The 14,454-nt window shown below is 71.2% G+C and carries 14 protein-coding genes and 1 tRNA gene; 11 read left to right on the top strand and 4 right to left on the bottom strand.

From position 1 onward, the window contains the following. The first annotated feature begins 145 nt into the window (after nt 1-145). Nucleotides 146-1,051: a DUF72 domain-containing protein gene (locus tag JO379_RS07170; RefSeq protein WP_130876932.1), complete on the top strand. Its 906-nt coding sequence runs from the start codon at nt 146-148 to the stop codon at nt 1,049-1,051. A gap of 75 nt (nt 1,052-1,126) precedes the next feature. On the opposite strand, the gene JO379_RS07165 is transcribed toward JO379_RS07170, so the two are convergent. After that, nucleotides 1,127-1,200 (bottom strand) — tRNA-Pro (locus tag JO379_RS07165). A 251-nt stretch (nt 1,201-1,451) separates the two neighbouring features. Between JO379_RS07165 and JO379_RS07160 the strand changes: the two genes are divergently transcribed. The 5 genes from JO379_RS07160 (at nt 1,452) to JO379_RS07140 (ending at nt 7,469) form a co-directional block, all read left to right on the top strand. Then, nucleotides 1,452-2,645, top strand: coding sequence for an argininosuccinate synthase (locus tag JO379_RS07160; RefSeq protein ID WP_209514368.1), 1,194 nt, complete (start codon nt 1,452-1,454; stop codon nt 2,643-2,645). A gap of 117 nt (nt 2,646-2,762) precedes the next feature. Beyond that, entirely contained in the window at nt 2,763-4,196 is a 1,434-nt protein-coding gene (argH, locus tag JO379_RS07155; RefSeq protein WP_209514365.1) for an argininosuccinate lyase, read from the top strand. 89 nt (nt 4,197-4,285) lie between these two features. Continuing rightward, nucleotides 4,286-4,834, top strand: a complete 549-nt coding sequence (locus JO379_RS07150) for a TetR/AcrR family transcriptional regulator (protein ID WP_130876929.1) — start codon at nt 4,286-4,288, stop codon at nt 4,832-4,834. Then, nucleotides 4,831-6,387 (top strand): MFS transporter, encoded by a 1,557-nt coding sequence (locus tag JO379_RS07145; protein WP_130876928.1) that lies wholly within the window; start codon nt 4,831-4,833, stop codon nt 6,385-6,387. The genes JO379_RS07150 and JO379_RS07145 overlap by 4 nt, the downstream gene beginning before the upstream one ends. 254 nt (nt 6,388-6,641) lie before the next feature. Beyond that, on the top strand, nt 6,642-7,469 hold the full coding sequence (locus tag JO379_RS07140) for a lipase family protein (RefSeq protein ID WP_130876927.1): 828 nt from the start codon (nt 6,642-6,644) through the stop codon (nt 7,467-7,469). A 72-nt stretch (nt 7,470-7,541) separates the two neighbouring features. Here JO379_RS07140 and JO379_RS07135 read toward each other — a convergent pair whose 3' ends face one another. Next, nucleotides 7,542-8,213, bottom strand: coding sequence for a lysophospholipid acyltransferase family protein (locus JO379_RS07135; RefSeq protein WP_130876926.1), 672 nt, complete (start codon nt 8,211-8,213; stop codon nt 7,542-7,544). Between the two features lie 231 nt (nt 8,214-8,444). Here JO379_RS07135 and JO379_RS07130 point away from each other — a divergent pair, with 231 nt between their 5' ends. The 3 genes from JO379_RS07130 to JO379_RS07120 all read left to right on the top strand — a co-directional run bounded on the left by JO379_RS07130 (nt 8,445) and on the right by JO379_RS07120 (nt 11,028). Then, complete coding sequence (locus tag JO379_RS07130; RefSeq protein ID WP_130876925.1) at nt 8,445-9,620, top strand: glycerophosphodiester phosphodiesterase; 1,176 nt, start codon at nt 8,445-8,447, stop codon at nt 9,618-9,620. A gap of 244 nt (nt 9,621-9,864) precedes the next feature. Beyond that, entirely contained in the window at nt 9,865-10,428 is a 564-nt protein-coding gene (locus JO379_RS07125) for a sigma-70 RNA polymerase sigma factor region 4 domain-containing protein (RefSeq protein WP_130876924.1), read from the top strand. 81 nt (nt 10,429-10,509) lie between these two features. Then, nucleotides 10,510-11,028, top strand: a complete 519-nt coding sequence (locus tag JO379_RS07120) for a GNAT family N-acetyltransferase (protein WP_130876923.1) — start codon at nt 10,510-10,512, stop codon at nt 11,026-11,028. Between the two features lie 70 nt (nt 11,029-11,098). Here the strand turns inward: JO379_RS07120 and JO379_RS07115 are convergent, their stop codons facing one another. Together JO379_RS07115 and JO379_RS07110 are read right to left on the bottom strand one after the other, a co-directional pair. Continuing rightward, the gene (locus tag JO379_RS07115; protein WP_372449054.1) at nt 11,099-11,548 is read right to left on the bottom strand and encodes a hypothetical protein; all 450 of its coding nucleotides are present in this window, start codon (nt 11,546-11,548) and stop codon (nt 11,099-11,101) included. 2 nt (nt 11,549-11,550) lie between these two features. After that, a complete protein-coding gene (locus JO379_RS07110; RefSeq protein ID WP_130876922.1) occupies nt 11,551-11,910 on the bottom strand; it encodes a hypothetical protein in 360 nt (119 codons plus the stop codon). A 685-nt stretch (nt 11,911-12,595) separates the two neighbouring features. Here JO379_RS07110 and JO379_RS07105 point away from each other — a divergent pair. Both JO379_RS07105 and JO379_RS07100 read left to right on the top strand, forming a co-directional pair. Then, nucleotides 12,596-13,669: a methionine ABC transporter ATP-binding protein gene (locus JO379_RS07105; RefSeq protein WP_209514364.1), complete on the top strand. Its 1,074-nt coding sequence runs from the start codon at nt 12,596-12,598 to the stop codon at nt 13,667-13,669. Continuing rightward, complete coding sequence (locus tag JO379_RS07100) at nt 13,666-14,445, top strand: methionine ABC transporter permease (RefSeq protein ID WP_307841915.1); 780 nt, start codon at nt 13,666-13,668, stop codon at nt 14,443-14,445. Before JO379_RS07105 ends, JO379_RS07100 begins: the two co-directional genes overlap by 4 nt. The last annotated feature ends 9 nt before the right edge of the window (nt 14,446-14,454 follow it).

The following is a 14,454-nucleotide window of genomic DNA, read 5'->3' as shown; positions in this document are numbered from 1 at the left end:
GCGGTCCACCGGACCCGCTGGATCCCGGACATGCTGATGCCCGCGGCCGCACGGAATACTCCGGCGGCGACCGGGCGGAGCGGCGGGACAGCGGTGCGTGCCGGGCCGGTGATGGGGGCGGCCGGTACGGGGTAGCCGTCCGCCCATGGCGAAGATTCTCGTGGGCACGTGTTCGTGGACGGACCCCTCTCTCGTGAGCAGCGGCTGGTACCCACCCGGGGCCCGGGACCCCGAGGGCCGGTTGCGGCACTACGCGGACCGCTTCCCCGTGGTGGAGGTCGACGCGACGTATTACGGCCTGCCCAGCACGCGCAACAGCCGGCTGTGGGCGGAGCGGACGCCCCGGGGGTTCACCTTCGACGTCAAGGCCTTCGCGCCACTGACCGGTCACGCCGTACGGGCCGGGGCCCTGCCCGCCGATCTCCGGCCGGCGGGCCCGGCGCAGCGCCGACTGGCGTGCGCCGACCTCCCGCCCGGGGTGACGGACGAGCTGTGGGAACGCTTCACGGGCGCACTGCGGCCCCTGCGGGAGGCCGGCCGACTGGGCAGTGTGCTCCTGCAGTTCCCGCCGTGGCTGCGGCCGGGTCCCGAGGCTCACGCGCATCTGGCCGCGTGCCGTGAGCGCGCCCCGGCACTGCCCCTCGCGGTCGAGTTCCGCCACCCCGCGTGGCTGGTCCCCGACGAGCTGCCGCGCACCCTCGGCGTACTGCGCGCCCACCGCATGGCCCTGGTGGCCGTCGACACCGCGCGGACCGTCCCCGGGGGCCTGCCGCCGACCGACGACGTCACCCACCCCGGTCTGGCGGTCGTCCGCTTCCACGGGCGCTCCGAGGCCTGGGGAACGGGCAGCAAGGAGGACCGCTTCCGCCATCGCTACACGGTCGCCGAACTGGCCCCGTGGACGGAACGGATACGACGGCTCGCCCGCCGGGCAGCAGAGGTGCACGTCCTGTTCAACAACTGCTGCGCGGACGCCGCGGTCAGCGCCGCCGCGACCATGCGGCACCTGCTCGCGGAAGCGGTCGCCCTCCCGGGCGGCCCCGCGACGTGACAGGGAAGTGACAGGGCAGACGAAAAAAGCCCCCGACGCACGGTTTCCCGTACATCGGAGGCTTCTTCAGCACCGTCGGGACGACAGGATTTGAACCTGCGACCCCTTGACCCCCAGTCAAGTGCGCTACCAAGCTGCGCCACGTCCCGGTGCACGCCCCGTCTGCGGGTTTCCCCTGAACGGGCGCGCAGAAGAAAAATACCCTGTTCCGGGTCGAATATCGAACTCGGGTCGCCGACCCCTCCGCGCACGGCCCGCGCACGGCCCTCGCGGCCCCCGTCGGCAGGCCCTTCCGAGGCGTGACCGCCCCTGTCGCAGCCCTCCCGAGCCCCTCGTTGACGAATCATACGGTGGAGTGCATACTTATGCCCATCAGCGTTTGCACCGTAAGGAGAAACCCGTGACCGAGCGCGTCGTACTCGCCTACTCCGGCGGCCTGGACACCTCCGTCGCCATCGGCTGGATCGCCGAGGAGACGGGCGCCGAGGTCATCGCCGTCGCCGTCGATGTCGGCCAGGGCGGCGAGGACCTGGACGTCATCCGCAAGCGCGCGCTCGCGTGCGGTGCGGTCGAGGCGGAGGTCGCGGACGCCAAGGACGAGTTCGCCGACGAGTACTGCCTCCCGGCGATCAAGGCCAACGCCCTCTACATGGACCGCTACCCGCTGGTCTCCGCCCTCTCCCGGCCGACGATCGTCAAGCACCTCGTCGCCGCCGCCCAGAAGCACGGCGCGACCACGGTCGCCCACGGCTGCACGGGCAAGGGCAATGACCAGGTGCGGTTCGAGGCCGGTATCTCCTCCCTCGCCCCGCAGCTCAAGTGCATCGCGCCGGTCCGCGACTACGCCATGACCCGGGACAAGGCCATCGCCTTCTGCGAGGAGAAGAACCTCCCGATCGCGACCACCAAGAAGTCCCCGTACTCCATCGACCAGAACGTCTTCGGCCGGGCCGTCGAGACCGGCTTCCTCGAGGACATCTGGAACGCGCCGATCGAGGACGTCTACGACTACACCGCCAACCCGGCCACCCCCCGGGAGGCCGACGAGGTGATCATCACCTTCGAGCAGGGCGTCCCGGTCGCCATCGACGGCAAGCCCGTCTCCGTCCTCCAGGCCATCCAGCAGCTCAACGAGCGGGCCGGTGCGCAGGGCGTCGGCCGGCTCGACATGGTCGAGGACCGGCTGGTGGGCATCAAGTCCCGCGAGATCTACGAGGCGCCCGGCGCGATCGCGCTGATCACCGCGCACCAGGAGCTGGAGAGCGTCACCGTCGAGCGCGAGCTCGCCCGGTACAAGCGGCAGGTCGAGCAGCGGTGGAGCGAGCTGGTCTACGACGGCCTGTGGTTCTCTCCGCTCAAGCGGGCCCTGGACGGCTTCATCGCCGAGGCCAACGAGCACGTCACCGGTGACATCCGGATGACGCTGCACGGCGGCCGGGCCGTGGTCACCGGCCGGAAGTCCGAGCAGTCGCTGTACGACTTCAACCTCGCCACCTACGACACGGGCGACACCTTCGACCAGTCGCTGTCCAAGGGCTTCATCGAGATCTTCGGCCTGTCGTCGAAGATCGCCGCCAAGCGTGACCTGGTCTGACCGGTCGCGTTAAGCGCCGCGACGCACCTTTCACCCTTGTCTTCGCAGTGATCCACAGCCGCCTCCCCGCCCCTGGCCGGGAGGCGGCCGCACACCACCAGCCTTGAGGAGCAGCAAGTGAGCAACGCCAGCAGCGGCGACGTACGGCTGTGGGGCGGCCGGTTCGCGGACGGACCCGCCGAGGCCCTCGCCAAGCTCTCCGCGTCCGTCCACTTCGACTGGCGTCTGGCGCCGTACGACATCGCGGGCTCCCGCGCGCACGCGCGCGTGCTGCACCAGGCCGGTCTGCTGACGGCCGACGAGCTCCAGCGGATGCTCGACGGCCTCGGGCTGCTGGAGGCCGATGTCGCGGCCGGCACCTTCGTCGGCACCATCGCCGACGAGGACGTGCACACCGCCCTCGAGCGCGGGCTGCTGGAGCGGCTCGGCCCCGACCTCGGCGGCAAGCTGCGCGCCGGCCGGTCCCGCAACGACCAGGTCGCCACGCTCTTCCGGATGTATCTGCGCGACCACGCCCGGATCATCGGCGGTCTGATCACCGACCTCCAGGAGGCCCTGGTCGGGCTGGCGGAGGCGCACGCGGACGTCGCCATGCCGGGCCGCACGCATCTCCAGCACGCCCAGCCGGTGCTCTTCGCCCACCACGTCCTCGCCCATGTCCAGGCGCTGGGCCGGGACGCCGAGCGGCTGCGGCAGTGGGACGAGCGCACGGCCGTCTCCCCGTACGGCTCGGGCGCGCTCGCCGGGTCCTCCCTCGGGCTGGACCCGGAGGCGGTCGCCGCCGACCTCGGCTTCGAGCGCGGTTCGGTGGGCAACAGCATCGACGGGACGGCCTCGCGGGACTTCGTCGCCGAGTTCGCCTTCATCACCGCGATGATCGGCATCGATCTGTCGCGGATCGCGGAGGAGATCATCATCTGGAACACGAAGGAGTTCTCCTTCGTGACCCTCCACGACGCCTTCTCCACCGGCTCCTCGATCATGCCGCAGAAGAAGAACCCGGACATCGCGGAGCTGGCCCGGGGCAAGTCGGGGCGGCTGATCGGCAATCTGACCGGTCTGCTGGCGACCCTCAAGGCCCTGCCGCTCGCCTACAACCGCGACCTCCAGGAGGACAAGGAGCCGGTCTTCGACTCCTGCGACCAGCTGGAGGTCCTGCTCCCGGCCTTCACCGGGATGATGGCGACCCTCACCGTCAACCGCGCCCGGATGGCGGAACTGGCCCCCGCGGGTTTCTCGCTGGCCACCGACATCGCCGAGTGGCTCGTCAAGCAGGGCGTGCCGTTCCGCGTGGCGCACGAGGTCGCGGGGGAGTGTGTGAAGGAGTGCGAGGCGCGGGGCATCGAGCTGGACGAGCTGACCGACGAGCAGTTCGCCGCCATCTCACCGCACCTGACCCCCGAGGTCCGCACGGTCCTCAATGTCCCCGGCGCGCTCGCCTCGCGCTCCGGCCGGGGCGGCACGGCGCCGTCGGCGGTCGCCGTCCAGCTGACCGAGGTCAAGGCCGACCTCGTGGTCCAGCGGGAATGGGCGGACGCGAAGCGGGGCTGACCTCCGCGCCGACCGGCTCCCCGAGGGCCTCATGAGACAACGATCACCCGGATGAGACATCTCTGTCTCATCCGGGTTATCGTCGTCTCATGAGTGTCGACCGTGACCATGTGCTCGCCGAGGCGGCCGCCCTGCTCACCCGCAAGCCGACCGCCTCGATGGACGAGATCGCCAAGGCGGCCGGAATCAGCCGCGCCACCCTCCACCGCCACTTCGCCGGGCGCGACGCGCTCGTGCGGGCCCTGGAGGACCTGGGCATCGAGCAGTTCGAGCGGGCCCTGGACGAGGCCCGGACCGAGGAGGGCGACGCGGCCGAGGCCCTGCGCCGGCTCATCGCGGCCACCGAACCGGTCGCCGGGATCATGGCCTTCCTCTACACCGAGAACCAGCTCTACGAGGCCGGCCTCAACGAGGGCTGGAACCGGCTCGACGCCCGCGTCACGGGCCTCTTCCAACGGGGCCAGGAGGAGGGCGCCTTCCGGCTGGAGCTGTCACCCGCCTGGCTCACCGAGGCGCTCTACGGGCTGATCGGGGCCGGGGCCTGGGCCGTACAGGACGGCCGGGTGGCCGCCAAGGACCGCACCCGCATGGTCGCCGAGCTGCTGCTCGGGGGCGCGCAGCGGAGGATGAAACAGTGACCGGCCCTACCGAGAGCCCTACCGGCAGCCCCAGCGGCGGCCCGCAGTCCGAAGCGCCGCGTCCCGGGCGCTGGCTCGCGCTCACCGTCCTCGTTCTCGCCGTCCTGCTCGTCGCCATCGACGCGACCGTCCTCGGTCTCGCGACGCCCTTCCTCAGTGAGGACCTGCGTCCGTCGGGCACCCAGCTGCTGTGGATCGGCGACATCTACTCCTTCGTCATCGCCGGGCTCCTGGTCTCCATGGGCAGCCTCGGTGACCGCATCGGGCGCAAGAAGCTGCTGCTGACCGGCTCCGTGGCGTTCGGCGCGGTGTCGGTGCTCAACGCCTACGCGACGAGCCCGGAGATGATGATCGTCGCCCGCGCCCTGCTGGGCGTGGCGGGCGCGACGCTGATGCCCTCCACCCTCGCCCTCATCCGCAATATCTTCCACGACCCCAAGGAACGCAGCTTCGCCATCGGCATCTGGGGTGCGATGGCCTCCGCGGGAGCGGCCGTGGGCCCGGTCGTGGGCGGCTTCCTGCTGCAGCACTTCTGGTGGGGGTCGGTCTTCCTGATCAACCTGCCGGTCATGGCCGTCCTCGTCCTCGTCGGCATCAAGCTGCTGCCCGAGTCGCGCGACCCCTCGCCCGGCCCGTGGGACCTGCCCAGTGTCGCCCTGTCGATGATCGGCATCGTGGCGGTCGTCTTCGCGATCAAGGAGGGGGCGGCGAACGGCCTCCACTGGTACGTCCTCCTCGCGGCTGCCGTCGGCGCGCTGGCGCTGGTGTGGTTCGTCCGCCGCCAGCTCACCCTGCCCTCTCCGCTGCTGGACATGCGGCTCTTCCACCACCGGGGCTTCTCCGGGGCGGTCCTCGCCGATCTGCTGACGATCCTCGGCCTCTCCGGGCTGGTCTTCTTCCTCTCGCAGTTCCTGCAGCTGGTCCAGGGCCGTGACCCGCTGGAGGCGGGTCTCGCGGAGCTGCCGGCGGCCGTCGGCGCGGTCACCGCGGGTCTGCTCGCGGGCAGGGTGGCCCGGCGCTACTCCGTGCGGTCCGTGGTGGCGGGCGGGCTCGGCGCCATCGGCCTCTCCCTCGCCGTGCTCGTGTGGCTGCAGGCCGACACGGCCTATCCGATCCTCGGTGCGGTGCTGCTGCTCGTCGGTGTCGGCGCGGGCTTCTCCTTCACCGTCACCGCCGACGTGATCCTCTCCAGCGTGCCCAAGGAGCAGGCGGGCGCGGCCTCGGCGGTCTCCGAGACGGCCTACGAGCTCGGCGCCGCCCTCGGTATCGCCCTCCTCGGCTCGGTCGTCACCGGCGTCTACTCGGACTTCGCCACCCCCGAGGGCGTCCCGGCCGCCGCGGCGACCGAGGCCCACGAGTCCCTGGGCGGCGCGGTCGAGGTGGCCGCCGATCTCCCGGCGGACACGGGCGGGGCTCTGCTCGCCTCGGCCCAGGACGCCTTCGTCGACGGGCTGCAGATCGCCTCCGGCGTCGGGGCGGTGGTCCTGCTGGCGACGGCGGTCGCCGCCTGGTTCCTGCTGCGCGGGCAGCGGCTGGAGGGCGGCGGGCACTGAGGCCGCCCGGCGGAGCCGGGACATCACGCGGAGCGTGACGCGAACCGTCACGCGGAACACACGCGGACCGTCACGCGGACCGGAGCAACATGCTCCGGTCCGCGTGACGTTTTCGTGAACAAAAGCGTCTTGACGGGGTCCTTATGCGCGCGGAAACATCGTGGTTACCGGTCGGTATTGCCGAACAGCGTTCGTCTGGTGTGTCCGGACGACGACGTCCGGACGAGAGTCCCGTGCCTCGAAGGAATCCCCCCATGCGTCTGCGTAGAACAGTCCGGTTCCTGATCGCCGCCGCGGCCACCGCCGCGCTCGGCCTCACCGGTCTCTCGGCCCCGGCCGCCGCGTCGGTGCTCGACACCCCGCCCGGCGGCGCCAACGACTGGACCTGCAAGCCGGATTCGGCCCACCCGCAGCCCGTCGTGCTGGTCAACGGCACGTTCAAGCTGATGGCGGAGAACTGGTCCAAGCTCTCGCCCAAGCTGAAGGAGGCGGGTTACTGCGTCTTCGCCTTCAACTACGGGCACTTCGAGACCGACCCGATCCCGCAGTCGGCCGCCGAACTGCGGGACTTCGTCGAGGCCGTGCGCGGCGCGACGGGGGCCGCGAAGGTCGACATCGTCGGCCACAGCCAGGGCGGCATGCTGCCGCGCTACTACGTGAAGTTCCTCGGCGGCGCCGACAAGGTCGACGACCTCGTCGGCATCGTCCCCTCCAACCACGGCACGAAGAACCCCCTCGCCATCCCCGCGGGCTGGACCTTCTGCCCGTCCTGCGTGGACCAGCAGGCCGGCTCCGAACTGCTGCAGAAGCTCAACGCCGGTGACGAGACCCCGGCCGGACCCGACTACACGGTCATCACCACGCGCTACGACGAGGTCGTCATCCCGTATACGAGCGCGCTGCTCAGCGGGGACAAGGAGCACCTCACCAACGTCGTGCTCCAGGACAAGTGCCCGCTCGACCTCTACATGCACGACCAGGCGACCAAGGACCCGGTCGTCGCCCAGTGGGTGCTCGCCGCCCTGGCCCGCAAGGGCCCGGCCGACCCGGGCTTCCAGCCGCGCTGCCTCGGCGGGGCGTAGAACACAAACGCCGGACGGGCTGATCGCAGCCCGTCCGGCGTTCGAGGCGCGCCCGCGCGGCGCTCGCCGCCGTCAGGCGACCTGCCGCGCCTTGGTCGCGTACATGTCGACGTACTCCTGGCCCGACAGCCGCATGACGTCGCTCATGACCTCGTCGGTGACGGCCCGCAGGACGTAGCGGTCGCGGTCCATGCCCTCGTAGCGGGAGAAGTCCAGCGGCTCGCCGAAGCGCACGGTCACCGGCGCGATCCGGGGCAGGCCCTTGCCGTTCGGCTGGACCTTCTCGGTGCCGACCATCGCGAACGGGACCACCGGCGCGCCCGTCATCAGCGCGAGGCGCGCGATACCGGTGCGACCGCGGTAGAGACGGCCGTCGGGGGAGCGGGTGCCCTCCGGGTAGATGGCGAAGACCTTGCCCTCCTGCAGGACGCGGTTGCCCGTCATCAGCGCCGCGGCGCCACCGCGGCCGCCGTCACGGTCCACCGGGATCATGCCGGACGAGGTGAAGAACCACGCCATCAGCCGGCCCTTGACGCCCTTGCCCGTGACGTACTCGTCCTTGCCGATGAAGAAGACCTGCCGCTTGAGGACCAGCGCGAGGAACAAGGAGTCCACGAAGGTGACGTGGTTTCCGGCCAGGATCACCGGACCGTTCTCGGCGATGTGCTCCACGCCCTCCACCTTCGGGCGGTACAGGACGCGCATGAGCAATCCGAGAAACGCCTTGAGCAAGATGCGGGACAACGGGCCCTCCGGTCGTGATGTTCGGTGTGGCGCATGCCTGCGCAGGTGAGGACGATACTCGCGGGTACGCCTTCCGCGCACACCGGGTTCACGGACTGGATACACAGCGTTGACGTGAGTTTCCACCCCGTTCCCGCCCCGTCTTTCCCTATGACAGTCGTACGTGTCTACGATCGGCGCGTCTGACAGGTGCCGGACAGGTGCCGGACGAATGCACAACGAGGAGTGTTCATGCAGCAGGAGCAGCGGCCGGGCAGGCGCACGCTGCTGGGGGCCGCCGCGGCCCTCGGCGCCGGAGCAGTCGTCGCGGGCGGCGGTGCGGCCCCGGCGGTGGCGGCGCCCGGCGGCACGGGCCACGAGGGCCACGCCGGCCACGGCGGCTCGTACAAGGACCTGCCGAAGCCGACCGTCATCGGTCACCGCGGCGGCAGCGGCTACCGGCCCGAGCACACCCTCGGCTCCTACCAGTTCGCCCTCGACAACGGCGCGGACGTCATCGAGCAGGACGTCGTCCCCACCAAGGACGGGCACCTCGTCTGCCGCCACGAGAACGACATCACCGGCACCACCGATGTCGCCTCCCGCCCGGAGTTCGCGTCCCGCAAGACCACCAAGACCGTCGACGGCGAGGCGCACACCGGCTGGTTCACCGAGGACTTCACCCTCGCCGAGCTGAAGACGCTGCGCGCCAAGGAGCGCATCCCCGGCACCCGCGGGCACAACACCCTCTACGACGGCCGCTGGCAGGTGCCCACCCTCGAAGAGGTCCTGAAGTGGGCCGACGAGCAGGGCCGCAAGCGCGGCCACCGGATCTGGCTGCACATAGAGACCAAGCACCCCACGTACTTCCGCAAGGCCGGCCTCGGCCTGGAGGAGCGCCTCGCCAAGCTGCTGCGCCGCTACCGGCGCTCCGGGCGCAACAGCCACACCTTCCTGCAGTCGTTCGAGCCCGGCAGCCTCCAGCGGCTGAACCGGCTCGGCGTCGACTGCCCCAAGGTGCTCCTGCTGGACGACCTGAACACCCGCCCCTGGGACTTCGTCGAGGCCAAGGACCCGCGCACGGTCGCCGACCTCATCACGCCCAAGGGCCTGAAGTGGGTCAGCGGCTTCGCCCAGGGCATCGGCCCGTGGCTGAACCTGATCATCCCCCGGGACAAGAACGACAAGCTCACCAAGCCCACCACCCTCGTCCGTGACGCGCACACCGCCGGGCTGATCCTGCACCCCTACACGATGCGCAACGAGAACAGCTTCCTGCCCGCCGACTTCCGCCGCGGCACGGACCCCAACGCCTACGGCGACGTCTTCGGCGCGTTCAAGACCTACTTCGCCACCGGTATCGACGGCATCTTCTCGGACAACTGCGACACCGCGGCCCTCGCGCGGGCCGACTTCGTCAAGGGCTGACCCCCTTCACCGGCGGGAAGTCCGCCGGGGGGGTGACCCCCGTCAACGGACGGCACCGCCCCGGTGCGGGGGCGGGCGGCGCCACGGCGTACGCCCGTCCCCGCGCCGGGCCGGGCCGCACCGGCCTCTCGCGCCGGGCGCCCGCGCCGCGAACCATTCCTTTCCCGTTCGGTAAACCCACTCGTACGAGTGGCGGCGGCCCGTCCCCGGAAACCGGCGGAAGGCGCGGCACGTCCCGCCCGGCATGACACCGAACGATCTTCTGACCTCGCTGCGCCCGCTGCTGGCGGCGGAGTGCGCGGCGGAGGCACCGGCGGCCGGGGTGGACGCGGCCGACCTCGAACAGGGCGTCTGGGTGCGGCTGCTGAGCGAGGGCCGCCGCGGCCCGTCCCTGCTCGGCCGTGGCGGGGGAGCCGCCGCGCGGTTACGCGCCGCGGTACGGGCCGAGGCCCGCGCCGCGCGCCGCCGCGCCCGGCACGAGGTGCCGTACGACCCCACCGGCGCCGATTCCCTCCTGCTCGACGCCGAGCCCGCTCCGGCCCGCGCCGGGTCCCGCGTCGAGCAGGAGGTGCTCGCCGCCGAGACGGGCCGCGAACTGCGCGCCGCCGTGCGGCGGCTGCCCGGCCGGTGCCCCCGGCTGCTGAGCGCGCTGCTGTCCGGAAACGACCCGACCTACCGGGAAATCGCAGGGGAGTTGGGTATCTCACAAGGATCTTTGGGGCCGGTGCGTTCCCGATGCCTGGGATGCCTGCGCAGAATGCTCATGGCGGAGGTTGCGGCTCCTGAACGCGGGGGAAAGGAGCGTTAGACAGCCGACGTCACGGAGGCGACGTGCACCGCGGCGGCTCCTGTCAGAGCGGACCGAACCGAAAAGGGGAGGCATGCGCACATGGGCATGAGCGTGACCATCTCTGCGGCGACCGAGCACGATGCCGAGCAGATCTTCAAACTCCAGTACCTCTGCTACCAGAGCGAAGCCGAGCTGTACGGCGACTACTCCCTCGAACCTCTGACGCAGAGCCTCGACGCGCTCCGCGCCGAACTGGGCAGCGGCTGTGTGCTGGTGGCCCGGCTGGGCGAGGAGGTCGTCGGGTCGGTGCGCGGCACGGTCGACGGACAGGGCACGGCCGTGATCACGGGGCTCATCGTGCATCCGCGGATGCGGCGGCACGGCCTGGGCGGCCGGCTGCTCGGCGCGCTCGAGGAGCGGCTGGCGGGGGAGTGCTCGGCACGTCTGTACCGCCTCGCCACCGGTCAGCGCAGCGAGGGAAACCTGCGTCTGTACCGCAAGTGGGGCTACGCCCAGACCGGCACCGAGCAGATCACCCGGAAACTCACCCTGGTGACTCTCGAGAAGACCGTTCGCGCGGCGGACGTACCGGAATCCGTCTACGTTCCGAGCGCGTAAGCCGCATCCGGGGCGGCGGGCGCCCTGCGGGCGCGTCCTCAATCGCCGGACGGGCTTGATGCGGCTGGGCTCAGCGGCTGACAGCCGTCCGACGCAGCCAGATCATCGCCGTCACGGGCAGGATCACCGGGATGAAGAGATAGCCCATGCCGTAGTCCGACCAGACCGTCGCGTCGGGGAAGGCGGACGGTTCGGCGAGCGTCCAGGTGCCGACGACGAGGACACCGGCCAGCTCGGCGGCGCAGCACACCAGCGCCGCCCTGCGGGCCGTCTCGCCGCCGCGCACCAGGGAGTACGTGATGAAGGCGTACACCACCGCGGCGATGGCGGACAGGACGTAGGCGAGCGGCGCCCGGCCGAAGTCCAGGATCATCTGCACGACGGAGCGGGACGCCGCCGCGACGGTGAACACCCCGTAGAGCCAGACGAGCAGCCGGCCCGGGCCGCTGCCGAGGTCGAAGCCGGGCTTGTCACCGGACGCGCCGGCGGCGCCTTCGCGCACCTTCACGGGTTCGGACACGGTCAGCCTCCCCAGATGTCGTACAGCCGTACTTCCAGCACCGCGAGGATCACGGCACCCGCCGAGACGGTCGCCGAGCCCCAGCGGGTCCGCTCGGCCAGCGACATGAAGCCCGCGGCCGGTACGGCGGCCGCCGAGCCGAGCAGATAGGCGAGGAAGATCGCCGTGCCCTGTTCGGGCTCGTCGCCACCGGCCAGCCGCACCACGCCGACGACGAGCTGGACGAGCGCCAGGAGGGACACCACGGCCATGCCGATGAAGTGCCAGTCCTTGGTGGACTGATCGCGGGAGAACGCGAAGCCGCACCAGGCGGCCAGTGCGAGGGCGGCCAGGCCGACCGCGAGCGTCAGCGCGTCGATCACCGGGGCCTCCGGGCTGCGGCGCGGACGGGCGGAGGGGGCTGGACAAGCATGGGACGACTTTAATCGGCGGACGCGGGGCCACCGCGCGCGGCCCCGGGCCGACGCGCGCCCGAGGCCGCCGCCGCGACGCCGCGAGGGCCCGCACGGCGGCGCGGAGTACCGTGGCCTGTGCCACACCCCAAGGGCCCGCAGCCGCCGGTGGACGGCTTTCCGACAAGGCCTTACCGGCGGTATTCGCGCAGGCCACAGCCGTTGGACGGACGACCGCCGAAGATCGTGGCGAAGGTGGGGAACAAATCCCGGATCCGTCCGCCCCTCGAACAATCCCGTCCAGTATTCGGACAAGCTTGTTCGACTCGCACGTCCTTCTGTTTTACTGGCCCGCATGACCACGACGAGCAGCCGCACCCTTGCGACCGAGGCGATGACCACGCCCGGTGCTGCTTGCATGTGTCGAATGTGTGACCGCTGAGGGCCCCCGTTCTGTGCCTCGCGCCCCGAAGCGAGACCCTGTGAGCCCCGCGACCGGCACCGCCGCCGGACCGGACCGCTCCGCCCCGCGTCACCAGGAATCCCGAAGCCGCGCCCGACCGCGCCCGCCGGGTACTTCCCATGCCGCGTTCCGCAATGAATGCCCGTGCCCGGTGGCACCGCCACCGCGCACTCGACAGTGACGGAATCCCCTGTGATCACCACTACGGGCCTGACAAAGGTCTACCGCTCACGCGGCCGCGAGGTCACCGCCCTCGACGGCGTCGATCTGCATGTGCGCGAGGGCGAGGTATACGGCGTCGTCGGCCAGAGCGGCGCCGGAAAGTCGACCCTCATCCGCTGCGTCAACCTCCTGGAGCGCCCCAGCTCCGGCACGGTCACCGTCGACGGCCAGGACCTCACGGCCCTCGCCGGCCGCGGTCCCCGCGCGGGGAAGGCACTGCGCCAGGCGCGCAGCCACATCGGCATGGTCTTCCAGCACTTCAATCTGCTCTCCTCGCGGACCGTGCAGGCCAACATCGAGCTGCCGCTCGAGATCCTCGGCCTCTCCGGCAAGGAGCGCAGCCGCAAGGCCCTCGAACTCCTCGACCTCGTCGGCCTCGCCGACAAGGCCAAGGCCTACCCCGGCCAGCTCTCCGGTGGCCAGAAGCAGCGCGTCGGCATCGCCCGCGCCCTCGCCGGCGACCCCAAGGTGCTGCTCTCCGACGAGTCGACCTCCGCGCTCGACCCGGAGACCACCCGCTCCATCCTCCAACTGCTGCGCGACCTCAATGAGCATCTCGGTCTGACCGTCCTCCTCATCACCCACGAGATGGACGTCGTCAAGACCATCTGCGACTCCGCGGCCCTGATGAAGGGCGGCCGCGTCGTGGAGTCCGGCACCGTCTCCGAGCTGCTCGCCACCCCCGGCTCCGAGCTCGCCGCGGAACTCTTCCCCGTCGGCGGCGAGCCCTCCGGCCCCGACCGTACCGTCGTGGACGTCACCTTCCACGGCGACGCCGCGACCCAGCCGGTCATCTCCCAGCTGTCCCGCACGTACAACATCGACATCTCGATCCTGGGCGCCGCGATGGACACCGTCGCCGGCAAGCAGGTCGGCCGGATGCGCATCGAGCTGCCCGGCCGCTTCGAGGAGAACGTCGTCCCGATCGGCTTCCTGCGCGAGCAGGGCCTCCAGGTCGAGGTCGCCCCCCACGGGGACACCGCCTCCGCCACCGTCCCCTCGCCGGCCCCGGCCGACGCGCTCCTCAAGGAAGGTGCCAAGTGACCTGGTCCGAGATGCAGCCCCTGCTGCACGACGCGTGTCTGGACACCCTCTTCATGGTGTGGTGGTCCACGGTCTACTCCGTCATCGGCGGCCTGCCGCTGGGCCTGCTGCTCGTCCTCACCGACCGAGGCGCTCTGCTCCAGAACGTCGTGGTGAACAAGGTCATCGGCGTGGTCGTCAACCTCGGCCGCTCGCTGCCCTTCATCATCCTCCTGGTTTGGCTGATCCCCTTCAGCCGCCTGATCGTCGGCACCTCCATCGGCCCCAGCGCCGCCGTGGTCGCCCTCGCTGTCGGCGCCGTCCCCTTCTTCGCCCGCCTGGTGGAAACCGCGGTCCGCGAGGTCGACAAGGGCCTGGTGGAAGCCGTGCAGTCGATGGGCGGCGGCACCTGGACCGTCGTCCTCAAGGTGCTGCTGCCGCAGGCCCTGCCCTCGCTCATCGCGGGCCTGACCACCACGGTCATCGCCCTTATCGGCTACTCCGCGATGGCCGGCGCGGTCGGCGGCGGCGGCCTGGGCAACCTCGCCATCGCCTACGGCTTCCAACGCCACGAGACCGATCTGATGAACATCACCATCGTGCTGCTCATCGTCATCGTGACCGTCGTGCAGCTCGCCGGTGACCTGGCCGTACGCCGCCTCGCCCGACGCGGTGGCGCCCAGCCGTCGGCCGTCGGCCTGCGCAGGCTGTGGGCCCCCTCCGTCAAGCCCGCCGCACCGGCCCCCACGCCGGAGCCCGCCACCGCCGAAGCGGCCGCTCTCACCAAGACCCGCTGACCGCCGGGG

This window comes from Streptomyces syringium (assembly GCF_017876625.1).
Classification (GTDB): Bacteria; Actinomycetota; Actinomycetes; order Streptomycetales; family Streptomycetaceae; genus Streptomyces; species Streptomyces syringius.
The sequence above is the reverse complement of the archived record's forward strand: the minus strand, read 5'-3'. Positions and strand labels throughout refer to the sequence as shown.

What these genes read in the sequence shown, in the direction of transcription:
- JO379_RS07170 (WP_130876932.1), top strand. Translation starts at nt 146, where the DNA reads ATGGCGAAGATTCTCGTGGGCACGTGTTCGTGGACGGACCCCTCTCTC.
- JO379_RS07120 (WP_130876923.1), top strand. Translation starts at nt 10,510, where the DNA reads ATGGGCATGAGCGTGACCATCTCTGCGGCGACCGAGCACGATGCCGAG.
- JO379_RS07125 (WP_130876924.1), top strand. Translation starts at nt 9,865, where the DNA reads ATGACACCGAACGATCTTCTGACCTCGCTGCGCCCGCTGCTGGCGGCG.
- JO379_RS07130 (WP_130876925.1), top strand. Translation starts at nt 8,445, where the DNA reads ATGCAGCAGGAGCAGCGGCCGGGCAGGCGCACGCTGCTGGGGGCCGCC.
- JO379_RS07150 (WP_130876929.1), top strand. Translation starts at nt 4,286, where the DNA reads ATGAGTGTCGACCGTGACCATGTGCTCGCCGAGGCGGCCGCCCTGCTC.
- JO379_RS07140 (WP_130876927.1), top strand. Translation starts at nt 6,642, where the DNA reads ATGCGTCTGCGTAGAACAGTCCGGTTCCTGATCGCCGCCGCGGCCACC.